At 36.0% G+C, this 17,184-nt stretch carries 17 protein-coding genes; 5 read left to right on the top strand and 12 right to left on the bottom strand.

The features are described 5' to 3' along the window. Nucleotides 1-8: 8 nt before the first annotated feature. The 10 genes from A7P55_RS08820 to A7P55_RS08775 form a co-directional block, all read right to left on the bottom strand. On the bottom strand, nt 9-1,208 hold the full coding sequence (locus tag A7P55_RS08820; protein ID WP_005028615.1) for a hypothetical protein: 1,200 nt from the start codon (nt 1,206-1,208) through the stop codon (nt 9-11). Between the two features lie 10 nt (nt 1,209-1,218). Further along, nucleotides 1,219-1,980 carry an HNH endonuclease gene (locus A7P55_RS08815; RefSeq protein ID WP_227557110.1) on the bottom strand — a complete coding sequence of 254 codons (762 nt, stop codon included), beginning with the start codon at nt 1,978-1,980 and terminating at the stop codon, nt 1,219-1,221. A 236-nt stretch (nt 1,981-2,216) separates the two neighbouring features. Beyond that, on the bottom strand, nt 2,217-2,630 hold the full coding sequence (locus A7P55_RS08810; protein ID WP_005005912.1) for a hypothetical protein: 414 nt from the start codon (nt 2,628-2,630) through the stop codon (nt 2,217-2,219). A 167-nt stretch (nt 2,631-2,797) separates the two neighbouring features. Beyond that, the gene (locus A7P55_RS08805) at nt 2,798-3,373 is read right to left on the bottom strand and encodes a hypothetical protein (protein ID WP_005028617.1); all 576 of its coding nucleotides are present in this window, start codon (nt 3,371-3,373) and stop codon (nt 2,798-2,800) included. Nucleotides 3,374-3,383: 10 nt separating this feature from the next. Continuing rightward, nucleotides 3,384-4,265: a hypothetical protein gene (locus A7P55_RS08800; RefSeq protein WP_005028620.1), complete on the bottom strand. Its 882-nt coding sequence runs from the start codon at nt 4,263-4,265 to the stop codon at nt 3,384-3,386. Nucleotides 4,266-4,270: 5 nt separating this feature from the next. Beyond that, nucleotides 4,271-5,794, bottom strand: coding sequence for a DotG/IcmE/VirB10 family protein (locus tag A7P55_RS08795; RefSeq protein ID WP_005028623.1), 1,524 nt, complete (start codon nt 5,792-5,794; stop codon nt 4,271-4,273). 21 nt (nt 5,795-5,815) lie between these two features. Next, nucleotides 5,816-6,763 (bottom strand): DotH/IcmK family type IV secretion protein, encoded by a 948-nt coding sequence (locus A7P55_RS08790; RefSeq protein ID WP_005028625.1) that lies wholly within the window; start codon nt 6,761-6,763, stop codon nt 5,816-5,818. A 13-nt stretch (nt 6,764-6,776) separates the two neighbouring features. After that, a complete protein-coding gene (locus A7P55_RS08785) occupies nt 6,777-7,460 on the bottom strand; it encodes a DotI/IcmL family type IV secretion protein (RefSeq protein WP_005005897.1) in 684 nt (227 codons plus the stop codon). 10 nt (nt 7,461-7,470) lie between these two features. After that, on the bottom strand, nt 7,471-7,758 hold the full coding sequence (locus A7P55_RS08780) for a hypothetical protein (protein ID WP_032055042.1): 288 nt from the start codon (nt 7,756-7,758) through the stop codon (nt 7,471-7,473). Further along, complete coding sequence (locus tag A7P55_RS08775; protein ID WP_228199327.1) at nt 7,759-8,979, bottom strand: hypothetical protein; 1,221 nt, start codon at nt 8,977-8,979, stop codon at nt 7,759-7,761. It lies immediately after the preceding gene. 1,086 nt (nt 8,980-10,065) lie between these two features. Here A7P55_RS08775 and A7P55_RS08770 point away from each other — a divergent pair. From A7P55_RS08770 to A7P55_RS08750, 5 genes are all read left to right on the top strand, one after another. Further along, on the top strand, nt 10,066-10,512 hold the full coding sequence (locus A7P55_RS08770) for a DotD/TraH family lipoprotein (protein ID WP_005028631.1): 447 nt from the start codon (nt 10,066-10,068) through the stop codon (nt 10,510-10,512). A 37-nt stretch (nt 10,513-10,549) separates the two neighbouring features. Beyond that, the gene (locus A7P55_RS08765) at nt 10,550-11,359 is read left to right on the top strand and encodes a type IV secretory system conjugative DNA transfer family protein (RefSeq protein ID WP_005028633.1); all 810 of its coding nucleotides are present in this window, start codon (nt 10,550-10,552) and stop codon (nt 11,357-11,359) included. 27 nt (nt 11,360-11,386) lie between these two features. Continuing rightward, nucleotides 11,387-12,682 carry an ATPase, T2SS/T4P/T4SS family gene (locus A7P55_RS08760; protein WP_171551851.1) on the top strand — a complete coding sequence of 432 codons (1,296 nt, stop codon included), beginning with the start codon at nt 11,387-11,389 and terminating at the stop codon, nt 12,680-12,682. Between the two features lie 305 nt (nt 12,683-12,987). Further along, on the top strand, nt 12,988-14,094 hold the full coding sequence (locus A7P55_RS08755; protein ID WP_005028638.1) for a ParM/StbA family protein: 1,107 nt from the start codon (nt 12,988-12,990) through the stop codon (nt 14,092-14,094). Continuing rightward, nucleotides 14,091-14,918, top strand: coding sequence for a hypothetical protein (locus tag A7P55_RS08750; RefSeq protein WP_005005878.1), 828 nt, complete (start codon nt 14,091-14,093; stop codon nt 14,916-14,918). The genes A7P55_RS08755 and A7P55_RS08750 overlap by 4 nt, the downstream gene beginning before the upstream one ends. A gap of 45 nt (nt 14,919-14,963) precedes the next feature. Here the strand turns inward: A7P55_RS08750 and A7P55_RS08745 are convergent, their stop codons facing one another. Both A7P55_RS08745 and A7P55_RS08740 read right to left on the bottom strand, forming a co-directional pair. Then, nucleotides 14,964-16,025, bottom strand: coding sequence for a ParB/RepB/Spo0J family partition protein (locus tag A7P55_RS08745; protein ID WP_005005876.1), 1,062 nt, complete (start codon nt 16,023-16,025; stop codon nt 14,964-14,966). A 9-nt stretch (nt 16,026-16,034) separates the two neighbouring features. Next, a complete protein-coding gene (locus A7P55_RS08740; RefSeq protein ID WP_038350086.1) occupies nt 16,035-16,871 on the bottom strand; it encodes an AAA family ATPase in 837 nt (278 codons plus the stop codon). Nucleotides 16,872-17,184: the final 313 nt, after the last annotated feature.

Raw genomic sequence — 17,184 nt, 5'->3', positions numbered from 1 at the left:
TTTAAGCATTAAGCACTAAAAAACGGTAATTCTCTTAAAACGTTAATCGCACTGTCGAAATCCTTTTTTTGAATTGCGACCTCAAGACTTTTAACAGAGGGTTTTAAGCTTGTATCTAAAACCAACCTTAATAAAAGCTCATAGAAGGTACTGTTAAAAGGGATATTATCATTTTTTGAATTAGTAAATACATCAGTTTTAACGGTTTCGTCCTCTTTTAATTCGACATACTTCTTAAAACTATTTAGGTCAAACACTAAACCCTTATTAAGCAGTTGCCAAAACGCCGTTTCTAAAACCTCTTGGCTTTCCCCTAAAGTACCCACCTTGAAGTTTAAGGAACCTGTATTTTTAAGTTGGAAGTGAACCTTATCAAGCTCTATGTAGATCTCTTTGTTCTGGTATAAGCCCTGTTCGTGGAAAACTTTAGACACCGATAGCTTTAAGTTTTGGTATATACAAAAAGATTGCAGCGAACTCATTTTTAAGTTGCCCGTATCTATCTGGTTTGTCGCATCTTCTACGGACGTTGGTAGGTGTATCATCGGAAAGTAGCGTGTCAGTTCTTCAGACAGTTTCTTTTGTTCCAAAACGCTTATAATTGATAATGGATTGTCAAATCCAAAGTTGGTGCTCAGTAATTTCTTATGCTTCACACTCACACTTTGCTTAACCTGTATTTCAACGTCTAAGCCACTCAGCGCCGTTATTTTGTTTAGGTGTACCAAAGTGTCATCCAACAGCAAACAATCGCTGTTAACGGGGATATTCATCAACAGTAGCGCTTTAATCAGTGGATCTTGAAAATGCCCCGTTGTGTCTTCACCAGTTGTTGTCTGATTCCCTATCGCTATATGTACAACATGGAGTAGCAATAGCGTGTTAGATGTATGGCCAGTGTCCCGTGTCGTTGGTATATACAAATCGTTCAGGAAGTTGAAAGCCTCAGTACCTATAACGCATAAGCGAAATATCGATAGCTGATCGTGCGTTTCCTTTGGTAGTGCATCTATCCCAAGTTCCCAATATTTGTAGATGTATGGACCAATAAATGAGTATTCATCATTCAATATGTCCGTCTCAAATACGCTATCCAATACCGCTATATCATTCACTATGTCAGGCTTAAATGGCTGTAACACTATGCCCGATATAACCTCTTCTAAGCTCATATCTATGTATTCGGTATCTGCTAAGCATTCTGTCATTTTTGTGAGCTCACTTATCACCCAAACCCTTAAATACATCTAGTGTTTGGTAGTACTCATACTGCTCGTCAGTAAAGATATTCGGGGAAAATACTATGTAGTGGTTTGGCAGATTAAAGCTCTCGTATGCTTCGTCTGATACCTTTTCCAAAGCTTTTGCGAGTTGATACAAAGAAAAGTTTTTGTTCTCTTTGATGGCATTCAAATACCACTCTTTGTACTTGCGGAGCTGGTCTACGTAATCAACGTTCGCTACCAACATATCTTCTTGCTTGGCTTCTTCATATTCAGCCATTGTGTTGAACTTAATGTCCGTGAAGTACAGTTGGGTATCAATGCTTTGGGCTCGTGTCTTAATCGCATTAAACGCCTGTATATCCTCAAACATATTACGTGCGTATTCTGCTTCAGACATCTTTGTAGGATTAGGGCGTTGATGGCGCTTTAACGGCTCTACAAGCAAGCTTTGGCGATGTCGCCGTGCGAACTTAGCAAGCTCAGGATCTTGGTTGTCAGACTTATGCGATAACACCAGTAATGAACGTTGATATTGATTAAAGATCTCTTGAGGTATGTTCGTACTCAATACGCATATTTCAGCTTTCTTTTCCAGTGATAGTGCAAAGATGTGGTTTTGTGCATGGCATAGCGTACAGACCGCTACAATGTTCTCAGCCGTATGATTGCTATGATCGCCGTCTAAGTGATGTGGCTCTAAAAAGTATTCGTCATAGAAATCACAAAAGTAGCATTTAGCTGGTTGTGAAGACATTATTTGCTTTATTGTCTCATTGGTTTTAAAACCATCATGGATAGTTTTATCTTGACGTATCTCTTGCTTGTCGTTTACGCCGTTAATAGGTCTTAAAATACCAAACTTACGGTTTATATGTTTCACTTAAACCCCTTAATACTATTAAGTAAGGTCTAATTAAAACATGTATATACTATTTTTAAAATAAAAAAAGCGCAGCCTAAGCCACGCTTTTAAACTTATTTATTATTATATTACGCTTTACCAGTAATAGTGTTCGCAGCAGAGAACATGATGAAGCCTACGATTGATAACGCACCACCTACAATAATACAGATCCAAGCAGTTTTCTTTTTCTTTTGTTGATCTTCTTCTGATGTATACATCATATACAAACCAGTACCAACTAAGCCTAAACCAAGCACCATGAACACTACGATTAAGAATTTATAAACGTTTTGACCTAATGTTTCACCACGGCCTAAGATTTCATTCGCATCAGAACCAGCAGCGTGTTTTCCGTAAGCTGAACCACCCGGGTTCCATGTGCCAGTGTTTGCATATGCAACTTGACCCATTAATGCAGAAACAAAAGCTAAAAACATTACTTTTGCGCGGAATGCAGTCGCTTTTACAGTGCGAACTGAGTGTTTTACTAATGATACCATTGTCACTTTCCTTTTATTTAATATACGGGAGCTAATCTCCGCACTGTAATTAAACATTCTTAAAACCCTATTGCTTTAAGTTGCTTAATTTTAAACTTCTCGTTAAATATCTTCAATATCTTATACAAGGTTTTTAAGAAACTCTCACCCTATTTTAAGAAGATTGTTTAAAATATTGTAAAAAAGGTACCTCCTATTTGTGTTCCAAAGGTATTAACAAAGGCATTGTGTACGTCCTGAACGTATACGCATAATACACCTGTTATAATTAAAACCCATGCTTTGCGGTATGTCGCATTGCCTTGAGCATCAATTTTCTCTACAAAACCATATAAGCCACGAGCTACCGCTATAATCCCTACCAGTTGCGTAAAACCTACAACCGCCGTAACGATATATGCACCTAAATCATTAGCACCAGCATTAGGCAAGTAACTTTGTACCGTTACAAGTTCTATGCCATTACCACCAAACAATGAAGAACCTAGTGCACCAATGATATATCCGTCATATCCAAGTGATGCAAAAGCACCACCGATAAGAACCTTCAACAATGCCCCACCAGTGGTAGGCTCTTTCATTCCATGACCAAAGAACTTTTGTTGAGGTGATGATGCTTGCACTAAGTCAAAAAGCGCCGTGCCAGTAATCACCAACCCCGTTACAACAAAGCAAATGCGTATAAAGCTTAGTAGTGGACCGTATATGTTTAATATCGCTTTAACTATATCTAATGCATCCACGCTATTTTCCTTATTTCACCCAAATGGCTTGTTCGTTTTCGTCAGCAGCATAGACCGTGCGATTGTCTGGCATCTTCTGACCTACATAGACTGTATATGTATGGTTTTGAGAATCTGTCATCCAAGCACGATCGCCTACAACCGCAAAAGCATCCAAACGTTTTGCACCTTTTGGAATTGATAAGGTTTTAGATCCCGATGTACTTAAAGCCTTTTGCTTAGTCTGGTCTTTAGCTATTGTGATTAAACTAGTCTTTAATTCCTTAATTGCCTGTTCTTGCAATTCAACAAGGTTTTTAAGATCGTCATTTTCAGCTTTCAGTTGTTCATTTTTGATTTTGGTTTCTGATTGAGCAACTGCAGTTTGTTCGCCGTTTTGTATTTGCCCTTGCGCTTGCTCTTTTTCTTGCAAACGGTGTAATAAAACAAGTGCATTCGTACCCTGACTTTGATAGAAGCTAATTGCCTCTTTTCCTAGATCAGAATCAATCGGATACGACATGGATTTGTACATAATCATGTATTGACCAGTGGTAGGATCTTTAAACACAATATTTTCATCAACAATGAACGCCGTATCATCAGCAATACTATTGTCCTTTAAAGGTTGTTGATTTTGGATGTATGTTGCTTGTGTTTGTTGAATGCCTTGACCAACAGTATCAATGGATTCTGGTGTTTGTTCTGGAGCAACTGCCGTGCTGACGTCTTTTGGTTTACTCATTTGTATCCAAAAGAAAGTACCAATCATAATTAAGGCAATAACACCAATAACAATAAGAAGTTTTGGAGGAATACCACCCTTCGCACCACCTTCGCCTTTTTGGGGTTTGCCTTCAGCATCTTTTAGATTTTTCTTTGCCTGTTCAGCAGTCATTTGATTATCAGACATTTCGCTTACCCCTTACTTTTCGGTGTTGTTACGTCAGCATCAAAAAAGACTTCAAATACTTTTCCGCTGTTAACGATATACGTAGTTGGTCGAACTGTTGATGTACGTGCCATGTTCGCCATTTCCGTACCAACGTTACCAATGATGTTCCCGGCAATTTCTTTATCGTTTGGCTCTTCCTTCGTGCTTACAACATTGCCAGTATTTGTGATTTGGGTTGTACCAATGTTTTGATAGGCTTGTCCGTACCCCTCAAAGATTCCAGCAGTAACCATACCGCCAAGCTTTTGCAAAGTGTGTTTTTGGACTTTATCAGCCATACCCGATTGTTTTGTTCCAAGAGTTAAAGCTCGTACTTGGATTGCATACTCTTCGCCCTTAAACAACATACGGGTAAAGTTAAATTCAATATCCGCAGTATTCAGACCAACAGTACCAATAAGTTTTGCGCCGTTAAATTTACCGCCAATAACAGTAGCAAATAGGTTTTTACCTTTATCAGTATTCACACCTGTATCTAAACGCGCTTTCATTGTTGTACCAGCTTTAATGATTGCTAGTCCTTTAGTAGATTCGCTAGTCGTTTTCGCAACGTTCAAGCTTCCAAGGTTTTGTTGCCCTTCCGATGCTTTAGTGTTGTGTGAATATTTATATGTTGAATATCCGTTGACCTTGTTCTTTGTATTAGAAAACGCAGCAAGTTGATCAACAAAAGCAGTTTGACTTAATTCACGCGTTGCAACATTACGTTCTGCATTAGCAGCTGCTTGTTGGCTATATACACTAGCAACATCATTAGCAGCAGATGAAGCATGTTCATATTGTTGCGCGTAGTTAGTTTGATAAATCGGTGCGTTTTGATTAGCACCGTTTTGTGCTTGTGGTTGTTGTGGTAGACCACCGCTAGTTGGTTGAGGTAATGCGCCACCATTAGCACCACCTTGATTTGCCATATTAGCTCTGGCCATCTGGTCAAGTTCAAGCGTAATGTTTGGTGTACCACCTTTTGCAGAACCGTTTACAGGTTGCCCATTTGGACCTGTAATAAAATTCTGATCGTTCAGATCGCCGTTTGGATCTTGTGTTGCAACTGTTTTAAATTCGGGTAAATAGCTTTCACCATTTTTGCCAGCTTGAGCAGCTTCTTCAGCTTGTTTTTGACGTTCATATTCTACGTATTCAGGAGGGATAACATTTGTACCCTGTCCTTGGATTTCTGGTGTAGCAATAGCAACCTGATTATCTAAAGCTAGTTGGTCACTTTTCCCCATTGGGTTAAACATAAAAAAGCCTAAACCACCAACTACTACCAAACCAATAATTGCAACAACGCGAAAGCGCGTATCTGCAAAAACACGTTTTTTGTTAGCAGTTTTAATACTTGTATTTTTCAGTTTTTTAGGTTGGTCTTCTTCTGAATGAACTTGGTTTGCAGAAATAATAGTTTCATCGGTAGTACCTACTTCAGTGCTACGACTAGAATTCTCTTCAATGTCATTCGGGTTATTTTGTTGGTTCGTTGAATCCATTTTTACTTCTCACTTAATGACTTAAAATGCGTCTTCGAGGTAAACAGTTTTAGGTGTACCGCCAGTCGTTGAAAATGTGATGTATTTCAGATCTTCAGAATCTTCATAACGGAAGATCTTCATACCGTTGTTAGCGCGGAAAGAACTCAAAAAGGCTGGTTGAATAACACCAAAGTTACTACGCACATATATATAGCCACCAAACTTCCAAGCACGGACATTAGGACTATCGGTTCGCATTTCGACAGCACCTTCAGGCGCCAAGCCATCCATAAATTGCAAACTCACACCATCTGGAATAATCGATGTTTGATTGCCTGTTGAATACATAGCTTTGGCTGTTGGGCTTCGACCAGGTATACGTGCGTCTACACGAACATCTAAATCACGTTGGCCAGTAGCTAACATCAAAATTACTGGAGCACCCAATCCCTTTAATGTGACCGTTACGTTTCCGAAAGCAGCTGGATCTAATGGTTCGATTGAAAGGATGTTAGTTTCAGGGATTTCATCTGGCTCTTTTTCGTTTTGCTCACCCAAACCATCTGAGAAACGTCCACGGTCCAAAGAAATCTTTTCAATGTTCCATGGATTTCCTGAAGAATCGGTAAAGACAATAGTAGATAGCATGCCAGCGCTTAAACGAATTACTGGCGGTTCCTCACCAGGGTTTAATGAAATACCCAAACTACGGGTTTTCGCTTGTGGCGTATTTACATAAGGACTAGAAAGGCTTCGTTTTTGTTGCAACAAAAGTCCTTTAACTATTTTTGTTTGCTCAGGTGTGAACTGCAAACCAACAAGGTTGTGAACCTGTCTGTCAATTTCCGATGCTGTATCAACTACCTTAGGTGCAACCAAAGGAGATTGAGCATCCGCAAAAGTATTCGGGGGCATATCAGCAGCATTAACTATTGTAGTTAATGCAGTAGAAGCAAAAAGAGCCAAAGATAATTTTTTCAATTTCATAAGTTTCATCCAATTAACGCGCTGGAGTTAACGTAATTGTCTTAACAGCAATACCGTTGTAGTTCAGATAAGAACGTGGATGCTCAACAATAGTAACTGTCGCAATGAAGCGGTGAGTCTCTTTAGGTTGTTTGTCACCTAAGAAGAATTGAGTAGTGATAGGAACACGAACAGTCCAACTAGGTTCTGCAGCATGTAAATCACGGTTTTCGATTTGTGGAACATCAGTAGCAGTAGTTCGCATCGTTAGGTTGTTTTGTACGATTGTGCCAACTGTTTGTGATTGAGCGATTTGCTTCATCAATGAATCTTTACCGCCCTCAGTGAAATACATTGAACCAGCATTGTTAATAACGTCACGCCAGTTCAAGAAATCAAAGTTGTAGACAGAAAGTATTGCACTCTTACCGAATTCAGAAATAACAACGTCAGTAACGCGAGGGTTTTTTGATGCTTCGATTGGACAGATAACCGAGTTATCTACTGTTTGAACAGCTTTAACTTTAGGGTATGCATTAAAGGCAGCAAAAATAATCATCGCAAGAACAGCACTCACGATAAAAGCGAAAAACACGAAAACAAGCCATCGTCTTAACTTTGCAATCTCCTTATCTTTTTCATCCACCTGTTTTCTTAGCCAAAGACTAGGATCACAAGAACCTATTTCAGCGTTTTCATTAGATTTGTCTTTAGACACAACAGCACTCCTATTTCGCTGGCTGATATATAACAGATGGAATTGGACGATCTGATTTAGAGCTAAGCACACACTTAACTGGTGTGCCGTCATCAAAAACCATAGATTCGAAATCTGTTGTGGTGAGTTTAAAAGCCACAAAACTAAGCGTTGTTAAAACGGTTAAAATGCACAATGAGGCAAACGTACCAACCAACACTCTTAAAAGCCTTGCGTATTTTCTTTTACCTATTATTGATACTTCAGCGTAAGGAGAGCCCCATGTTGAAGTAGTCAAATTAGTTTTAGAGTTATCCATTTAGTCAATCACTAAACCCGACTTTAATTCGTCCTTATAATAGTCGGTATTAAACTCATTTGCTATATTAAGATCAAAATAATAAAAGGTATCTAGGTTATTAGCTAAAAGTGTTTTAACAAATTCATGGCTACCATTAACGTTTTCAATAGAATCTAAAGTAGGCTTTATACTAAAACCAGTATGGCCTCTCCACTTTCGCCCATAAAAGTTAGAAGCAGTATCTTTACCAGCATGTCCAAAAGCACCAGCTATCACAAACTTATCAATACCCTTTACCTTAGCATTTGCAATACATTGATGCCTTGTACTGTATAAAGTAGGTCGTTGATCTTCATTAGTTAAAACCTTGCCTCTAAGTTTAAAGTAATTGATATAACTTAAACGTAAACGCTCTTGCAGTATTTTAATAAAAGTCTGTTTTTCATCCCATCCAAAGGTATAGCCACTACTTTTATTTAAACTAGATACCTTTCTCACATACCTATTTAGCAAATTCCAGTAAAGGTATATCTTTTCTTGATCTTCATGTTTAAGGTCATCAAGTATTAAATACCTTTTAAGTCCATTAGCCCGACCATGTGTAGCCTTGCCATTTTCCACAATCATGATCAGTTTTGGTCCTTTTACTGCACAACAGAATGAAACGGAAAACCACTCAACAGGACGCAATCCAACAACAAGATTGGCATCAACAAAAGCAACCATCATCCGATCAAACTCACTAACCCTAGTGTTACTCTCGTTCTTATGTTCGAATTCTCTTACCAAGTAGTTGTAAAACGTGCGTTCAAAGTACTTTGTTTTCAGCTCAGAAGTACGCTTAGGTTTGTCCTTGTTAGCTGTATATTTTGTGTTAATGATTCTTAAATATAGTTCTTCTAAAAAATATTCATCAAAACCAGCATCTATATCTTCATCATTAATAGAGCCATTATTTAGCTCATTAAGCTTTAGACCGATTCCATATACTAAATATGCACGATATGTTCTAAATGTAGATTCCGCATAATATCCATTTTCAGATTTAGTTTTAAATTCAGAATATATGTTTTCATATAACATTTTTAAATCTAGCTCTGAACTATCTAAATGTTTATCAATCTTTTGCTTAAGCTCAATATCATATTTAGTCTTAGTAGAATACGGAAAATCTTCTATACGACTTGTATATTCTTTTAATGTCTTTGGATAGCTATTAGGATTCTCAAAACTGCTCACCACTACCACCCTTAATCCACATGCAAAACATGAGCACATACTACAACGTTAAACACCTTTCTAAAAGTACTCGTTAAAACGTTTTTCACTTTAAGCAAAATGTTTTTCACTTTTAAGCCCAATAAATGCAAATGTCTTTTTTGACTCCTCTCTTGTTAGTACAGTGGAAAAATAAAAAAAATGAAGTTGAGAAATCATAAAAACACAGTGGACCTTTTTTACAGTGAAGTGCTTGATATGCGTAGTTTCAATAGTCTTTTGCCAGTGCTGATGCCTTAAATTTTTAGGGATAAATACGACTCTAAGCACATCATTATTGCAGTTTAATTGGTGTTTAAGGTGTAAAACTTTATATTTAAGATGCACAGCACTAAACCATAAGGTAGGTTTTTATAAGTAGCAGTTGTAATGTCTTTAAAGTTTTAAATTAGTAATGGTATATACCAAGATGCATTTTTTCTTCAAACAGTTTTTATCAATTTATTTAATATTAAAGAAGCTGACTTATAAATAAATTACATTATCCACATTAATATTTTTATTGTTAATTAAAAAAGTATATAAACATCTTTATTAATGTACTTCTATATTGTAAAATATAAATTACAGTATTAACAATATTTTAAGTAAAAAATAAACTAAATGTAGTTTGTTATTTTCTGTATAAAATATATTCTAAAAAAAGAACAATAAAGATTAGAAAAGATAATAAAAAGAAAGAATAAGACTATAAAGGAATATAAAAGACGTCTAGCAAACTATAAGAGCTCATTTACTCTCTACAATTGATTGAAAAAAGTACGTTGTATTTCCATTTCAGATAAGTACTACTAAAAAAAAGCATTGTTTTGGACAGACAATGCACCTAAAAAGAGTATTTTTTACAGATTTGTCTTGTTTAGGCCAGGTACGACTGCCTAAAGAACGGCCTTAGATATACGTTAAAGCTTATAAATTAGGTTTAAGCGAGTGTCTAAAAGTCGGCTTTATACCTTTTAAGGGATTTTTTATAATTAATAAAGTGCATTTTAAAAGTTTTTAGACTAAAATCATTTTGTCTTTATACCCACTTAATCCGGAGTAAAAATGAAGCACAATAAAAAGCTTTTAAGCGTTCTTGCAATTGGTTTAATGATGTCTGGATGTGCTAGTCGTGATGTAACGCAATTAAACGTAGCAAGCCCTTTATCTATTATATCTGAAGCATCTCAAGAGGCTTTAATTGCACAACAGAATTTAAAGAACTCTACTGCAATTCAAATGCAAACTGCTCAGAAGAAACAAGGTAGCATCAACCATGACCTTTTAAATATCGACTACATAGGCGATCCAATACCTTTAATTAAAAGTATTTCTAGCCAATACGGATACCGTTTTGTAGAAGCTGGTCCTACCCATGAGCTTCCAATTGTTAATTTTAATAAAAAGCGTGTTACGGGTGTAGAAGCTTTACGCAATATTTCTGCATATTTAAATACTGCTTCGATAACTCTAGATCATCAAAATAAAAGTATTTTATTGACTTATAACTAACACCCTTTAAATCCTTTTATAAATATCTGGAGTTTTTATGGACTACTCTAATAATGCTTCATTACAAGAGCTACTAAACCCATCTAACCAGTCTTCTTTAGAAGTTCATGTTAGTAATGTTGAACAGCAAGCTCGTTATGAAGCCATGCTTGAATTGGTTAAGCAAAAAGGTATTAAGTTAGGGATCAATACGTATTTAAGCAACGCTCGTGAGGTCATCAAAAGCCAAGAGCGTAACCTTGATACAATCTTTAACTTTAAACCTTACATGATCAAAGGTGTTGTTGTTCCCCCGGTTATTATTGAATCAAAAGATGTAACTGAGACACCTAATGCCATGTCGTACAAGACGACTAAGCAGACTTATAAAATCTTGAAACAAGCTCGTTTCAGTACTCGTGCACCTGATTGGCGTCAGTACCTTGTTTTCCCTACACTTGATAGCAATGTTGATTACGTGACTTTCATTCCGAAAGAAATGTTACCAGCTAACGAACAAGAACGAAAAATATGGAAAGAGACTGCTGCTAAGTCTTATGAAATGGGTTTAGTTGAGGGCCGAAATATTGTTGAAGATGCAGTAGATCGTCTTAAACGAGATTATTTGGGGATGGTTACTTTCCATAAGTTTGTTTTAGAGGGCAAGTTATCAATGCCAGCATTTAGCAGTCAATCACTGGCTGTTACTTCTACACAAGACACTATTGCTCTTGATATGAAATTGCTTCAAATCCAACAATTACCGCAGTTCAATTCAAATATTGAAACTTGGAAACCAATTCTCCAACCTGAACAAATTGCACCTAGCTATCAAATTCCAAAAATTAACCTTGTTAGCGAACCTTAAGTTCGCTAACTCAATTGGAAGTTTCAAATGCAAATGAAGGTTTCGACATTAAAAGCAAAATCTGCATTATTTGATGTTAACAAGATTAAAGGATCTGAAAATAAGATTCTGACAGCTACCAAAGACATTCGCAAAGACTACGATTCTAGTCGTGGTTTTGGTTTGGCTACATTAACAGCCATAACGACATACAAAGATCCGAAACAAGGGTTTAAAAGTCGCGATGAATTTGAAAGTCTTCTATATGAAGCATTAGCTCATGGTGCTTCAGATATTTTCATTAGTCCAGATCGCCCCATCACAATGATGAAAGACTTGGAGTTATATTCGTTAACACACCGTATTATCAATCGTGATGAAGCTTTACACATCCTAAGAACGATTGCTGATGAAAATGCCTACTTAGTCCTTATTAATAATAAGTTTATTAATAAGGCATATCGTATTCTGCAGAAAGACGCTTCAGGTAAGGAAACTCGTTATAACTTTCGTGTGAACGTATCTCGAACTTCGTATCGTGGATCTGGAGATTCTTTTCAGATAACGTTACGTACAATTTCTGGCATCCCCCCTCACTTTTCAAAAGTGGGTTTAGATGAAGATTTCATCAAAAGATCGCTACCTCACAATGGTTGCTACATCATCGGCGGTATCACTGGTTCTGGTAAAAGTACAACACTAGCTTCAAATATTCGCTATGTGTTGGAAAATAATACTCATATTCGTGGAAATATTTTAACTCACAACGAGCCTATCGAATACGAGTATGACGCAATTGAAAGCACACACAGTATTGTTAGTCAAAGCGAAATCCCCAATAACTTCGAGACTTTTGCGGATGCAAATAGAGAGGCGATGCGTAGACGTCCTGCTGCAGTTGAAATCGGTGAATTGCGAGATAAAGAAACAATTTCTGCAGCTCTAGAACTTTCTTTAACTGGCCACCCTGTTTTTGCAACGGTTCACGCAACCACAGTAGACAAAATTATTCCACGTATGTTGAAGCGCTTTAAGCATGAAGAACATCTTCAGGCTGCAGCTGACATTATTGGTTCAGTTTATACATTGATTGTTCAACGTCTTGTTAAAGATGTGAACGGCAAGGTATTTGCTGTAAGGGAACACTTAATTTTTTCACCTCAACTTAAAGAACAATTGCTTTTAATTGATGATATTCATGCTCAACAGAAGTTTATTCGAGAGTTAATGATTAATTCTGATGGTTCAGATCCAAACATCAGTAAGAGTTTCAGGAAACAAGCTGACGATCTACTCAAAGCTGGTCGTTTGCATGAAGACTACTATTACAAACTGATTTATTAAGAGGCGAATATGGATGATCAATATGCACACTGGTCGCAATTTAGATTAAATCTAATCCTATGGGGCGGTTTAAACGGATATTTGTTTATACCTTTTCTAGCTGTTGTTATTAAGTTTTCCTTGTTCAAACTTATGCTTTTCATCGGCTTGATAGTAGCAACATTGGTTATTGAAAAAGTATTTAAATACAAATACAGCTATATCCCCTCTGCTCTTAGACGCTTAGTTTTTGGGGGCAATAAATACACTAGACGCGGTAGAAGACGTTACTCGTTGTAAATCTTGAAAAATTGAAAGGTAAACTTATGAAAAATACTCAAAATGAAAAACCAGCGATTGAAGAACGTTATATTGTTCTAGGTATTGATGATGGACATGGCGGTACAAAGCTTTATGCTGGTCTAGATCCAGATGGAAATGAAATCAAACTGACTATTCCTAGTATTGCTTATTCAGGAAAAGTCCTCACTGGCGAAGAGGAATCTACTGACTATTATGTGGTTAAAGTTAATGAAAACCTTTATACAGTTGGTAAGAAGATCAATAGTAGTGTTCCTCTAGATACCAGAACAGATGAATACCCGACATCTGAATATAACAAGGCACTAATACACCAGGCAATTAAGGCCTATATTGACCTTATCGGAACATATGATGGTAGAGCGTTTGCAATCGCTACTTCACTTCCTGTTAGTCGCTATTACACACCTGAAAAAACCAAAAACATGCCACTTATTGATATGAAAACTAATTTTCTACTCAATGGTGATGTTTGCTACAACTTAAAAGATCATAAAGCTGGTAAACCGCTTAATATCATTAAAAGACATATTGTTAAATGTGAAGCTCAAACGGCTTATTTTAATGAGATTATTGATGTACACGGAAACGGGTCAGAAGATAGTGATCTTTTAATAAGTTCTGAATGTGCTGTAATCGATATTGGCGGTAAAACCACTGATATTGTAGTCACATTAGATGGAGGAAACATGCTTGATGGCCATCGTTCTACATCACGTAACCTTGGTATTCTTACCATCTATGAACGAATCACTAGCTTAATTCTTGAATCTGGCTATAAAACGGTTAACGCTAACTGGCTAGATTTCGCACTAAAATCTGGAACTTATGGTATAGGATCTCAAGCCAAAGATATTACAGGTTTAATTCAGCAAGCTAAAAACGAATTCATGATCGAATTAAATAACTTTATCTCTAAACAGATCGGTGGAGGAGATGATTTAGCATTAGTATTATTTTGTGGAGGCGGTGCAGCTTTTCTTGAAAAAGAGATTAAAGAAAAGTACGACTTACCGAACGTAAGAATCGCAGAATCACCAGAGTACGCCAATGCTAAAGGTTTATATAAGTTAGCTAAATACATGTATAAAATGTACGCAGAAATCAAATGACAGATTCAAACTACATACAACTATCCTATCAATTAATTCACTTAACAAGAGAAGATCTTGATGTGATTAGTAGTGTTAATAGAAATCTACCAGGTCTAGACTTAAACGCTTTTAGTTTAAGTCTGCTGTATTTGGGATTTATCTTTTGTACTGACAAGCAGAAGATTTTTCTAAATGCGCCAGTGCAAAATGAAATAGACGAGATGTTTGCACAGCCTGTACGAATGAAAATAGATAAAAATGCAAATCAAAAACTATTTAATTCAATTAAAAAACATCCTCAAGGAAAGCTTCGTAGAAATTACATAACTGCTGTTTTACATGCTGGTATAGCGGTTCTAATTGAGCTTTCATACCTTTATAAGTTGTATGAAGTTAATGAGGATATGGCAAGCCTATATTCTGTCAATTCTTTCCTATTAAGGTTTGGTTTAAGTACTTGTGTTGAAACATACACCAAGTTTAATACTGCTTACTATGTGTATGATATTGAATATCTTGAAAAAAAGTATCTTGATCATATCACCATACAAATACCAGAAAGTAGTAAGGAGAAAAGTGAACAATCACCTAAAAAGCCCGTAACTGATTCTATCAAGAGCAAGGAGGTTCCTGTTCAAAAAGCAGTTAAGATAAAGGAAGCTAAACATACTGAACATAAAAACATTCAGGACCACTCCCCTACCGTTGAAACATCTCAAAATACCGAAACATCCGAAATTAACAATGCTAAACCAAGTCAAAACGTATCTGAATCAAAACCAGTAACCAATCCAAGTAATTCGGATTGGCTTAACAAAACTTTTAATCCAGATCTATTATAAAAAAACCGGCAATGCCGGTTTTTTTTCATTCAAAGTTTTGAAACTTCAATCATTCAAGCTCTTAAAAAACTCTTCAATTTTTCTAGCTTTCTCTTCTGTAATATCGGCATCCAAGGCTACTCGCAACTTAAGTACACTCTTACCTTTGGTACCACATTCAGAACTCATAGAACCAAATTTAACGCCCTTATCTGTTTTAAAATCGAATTTATTCTTACTCGATTGTTCTTCAGTAGTAGCTTCTTCAGTTTTTTCAGGCTTAGTCGCCTTATTTGCTTTTTCTTCTTCACTCAAAATAGCTATAAATCCTTTATGACGCTTGCCCGTGGATTTAAATTCTTCAACGTATTTATCCCATTCTGGTCTTAACAAGTCGAAAATTGCTTTTTCGGTTTTAGTTTCTAAAGCTTTATTTATTGCGGTATTCACTTCTTGAGCAATATATCCAGAAATTAGCTCAGGATCTTCGTTCAAAGAGTCCAAAATGAACTCAGGTAAGTCTAGAATATATTTGAGACGGAAATACTTCGACTTATCAATCGCAAATTTTTCAGTAACAAATTCATAACTTTCAAAAGGATAACCGAACTCTTCACATAATTGCTTGATTTTTAATATGCTTTCAAAATCTGTAAGATTATGTCTAGCAGTATTATCCAATAAAGCTGTTATAGCAGCTTTATCATCATTCATAGATGTTTTAACTAAAGCAGTAATTCTCTTTAGCTTTAAAATCTCTTTAATTGCTCTAAAACGTCTCTCACCAGCAATTAACTCGTAACGATTACCCTTCTGTCGAACTGTAATTGGGTTAATTTGTCCATTAATTTCTATATCAGCAGCCAAAATTGGCAACTTCTCATATACACGTTTATTCATGATACGTGGTTGATAAGGTGATGGATCAATTAAATCAATGTCGATTGATTCTAAATGAGATCCGCTAACAATATTTTTTGTTTCTCGCTTAGCTAGTGGGTTAAGACTCCCCTCTTCTATGGCTGGAGTCGCTGTATTTTCTTTTACATCAGTAACTTGAGCATCACTCCCTGTTGCATTAGCAACAGGTGTTTTTTTCATGCTTTTTACTTTATCTTTAAAGTTCATATCAGCACCTTATAATTTTTTGTATTCAGAAACCATTAGATCTACAAGTTGATTAATTGCTTGTTTTGCTGGTGTTTCTTTTCCAGCATCCAGATCAAATACGGAACACTTAACATATGATGCTTGACTAAAAACCGTAGCATTTGGAATGCAGATTAATTCCTTATTTACCAGTTTTTCTTGTAATTTTGGTTGAGCATATTCATTGCGAATATCTTCAGCCAAGGTAAGATCCACTGTATTACGCTTGTTATAAAAGTTTAGTACTGGCGATAGAATTTTTAAATCTGGATTGCTTGTCTCTAAATCATCCATAGAGTTAAGTATATCTTCCAAACCCTGAATACTGTATTCACCCTGTAATGGAATTAATAAACTGTTTGATGCTAACAAAGCATTAAAAGTTAAAGTTTCCATTCGCGGTGGACAATCTAACAAAATAAAGTCGAAATCCCCTTTTATCTTTCTTAATACACTTCTAATAATTTCATTAGGAACTGGACTAGAACGCTGAATATTGATCTCAACATCACGAATGTTTTTAGCACAAGGAATCAAAGACACATTTTCAAAGTTGGTTTTATCTGGACCTTGTATAACATCGTGGATGTTAATTGTTTTATAGTTTTCAAAAATATCTTTTAGAGTGCCATCTATATCGTCAATATCTGGAACATTTGAAATATGTTTTGTTGCATTACGTTGGCTATCTAAGTCGATTACTAAAACCGTATAACCTAATTTTCCAAGCTTAGCAGCACAATTCACCGTAGATGTTGTTTTGCCCACACCACCTTTAAAATGGATGCTTGTACAAATATAAGTTTTTCCTGAGTTCTTTTCCATTTTTCAATCACCTTTCAAGTAAAGTCAAACAATATAATATTTGAAAAATATTTAAAATACCTTTTCACTTTATTTTTAATATATTTTAACTTTTTCAATCTATATGCCTAACATGTGTCCATATCTTATGTGTTTTTCATTATCAGACTGATAACAGCTTTAGATTCCTAAGCGTGGTTTTTTCATTATCAGACTGATAACAGCTTTAGATTCCTTAGCGTGGTTTTTTTCATTATCAGGCTGATAACAGCTTTCGATTCTTAATCGTTGATTTTTTCATTATCAGACTGATAACGGCTTTAGATTCTTAATC

The organism is Acinetobacter sp. Ac_5812 (genome assembly GCF_013072695.1).
Lineage (GTDB): Bacteria > Pseudomonadota > Gammaproteobacteria > Pseudomonadales > Moraxellaceae > Acinetobacter.
This window is presented reverse-complemented; position numbering and strand designations above follow the sequence as displayed.

What these genes read in the sequence shown, in the direction of transcription:
- A7P55_RS08810 (WP_005005912.1), bottom strand. Translation starts at nt 2,630, where the DNA reads ATGGTATCATTAGTAAAACACTCAGTTCGCACTGTAAAAGCGACTGCA.
- A7P55_RS08800 (WP_005028620.1), bottom strand. Translation starts at nt 4,265, where the DNA reads ATGTCTGATAATCAAATGACTGCTGAACAGGCAAAGAAAAATCTAAAA.
- A7P55_RS08815 (WP_227557110.1), bottom strand. Translation starts at nt 1,980, where the DNA reads ATGTCTTCACAACCAGCTAAATGCTACTTTTGTGATTTCTATGACGAA.
- A7P55_RS08780 (WP_032055042.1), bottom strand. Translation starts at nt 7,758, where the DNA reads ATGGATAACTCTAAAACTAATTTGACTACTTCAACATGGGGCTCTCCT.
- A7P55_RS08770 (WP_005028631.1), top strand. Translation starts at nt 10,066, where the DNA reads ATGAAGCACAATAAAAAGCTTTTAAGCGTTCTTGCAATTGGTTTAATG.
- A7P55_RS08760 (WP_171551851.1), top strand. Translation starts at nt 11,387, where the DNA reads ATGCAAATGAAGGTTTCGACATTAAAAGCAAAATCTGCATTATTTGAT.
- A7P55_RS08755 (WP_005028638.1), top strand. Translation starts at nt 12,988, where the DNA reads ATGAAAAATACTCAAAATGAAAAACCAGCGATTGAAGAACGTTATATT.
- A7P55_RS08790 (WP_005028625.1), bottom strand. Translation starts at nt 6,763, where the DNA reads ATGAAATTGAAAAAATTATCTTTGGCTCTTTTTGCTTCTACTGCATTA.
- A7P55_RS08740 (WP_038350086.1), bottom strand. Translation starts at nt 16,871, where the DNA reads ATGGAAAAGAACTCAGGAAAAACTTATATTTGTACAAGCATCCATTTT.
- A7P55_RS08745 (WP_005005876.1), bottom strand. Translation starts at nt 16,025, where the DNA reads ATGAACTTTAAAGATAAAGTAAAAAGCATGAAAAAAACACCTGTTGCT.
- A7P55_RS08795 (WP_005028623.1), bottom strand. Translation starts at nt 5,794, where the DNA reads ATGGATTCAACGAACCAACAAAATAACCCGAATGACATTGAAGAGAAT.
- A7P55_RS08750 (WP_005005878.1), top strand. Translation starts at nt 14,091, where the DNA reads ATGACAGATTCAAACTACATACAACTATCCTATCAATTAATTCACTTA.
- A7P55_RS08820 (WP_005028615.1), bottom strand. Translation starts at nt 1,208, where the DNA reads ATGACAGAATGCTTAGCAGATACCGAATACATAGATATGAGCTTAGAA.
- A7P55_RS08765 (WP_005028633.1), top strand. Translation starts at nt 10,550, where the DNA reads ATGGACTACTCTAATAATGCTTCATTACAAGAGCTACTAAACCCATCT.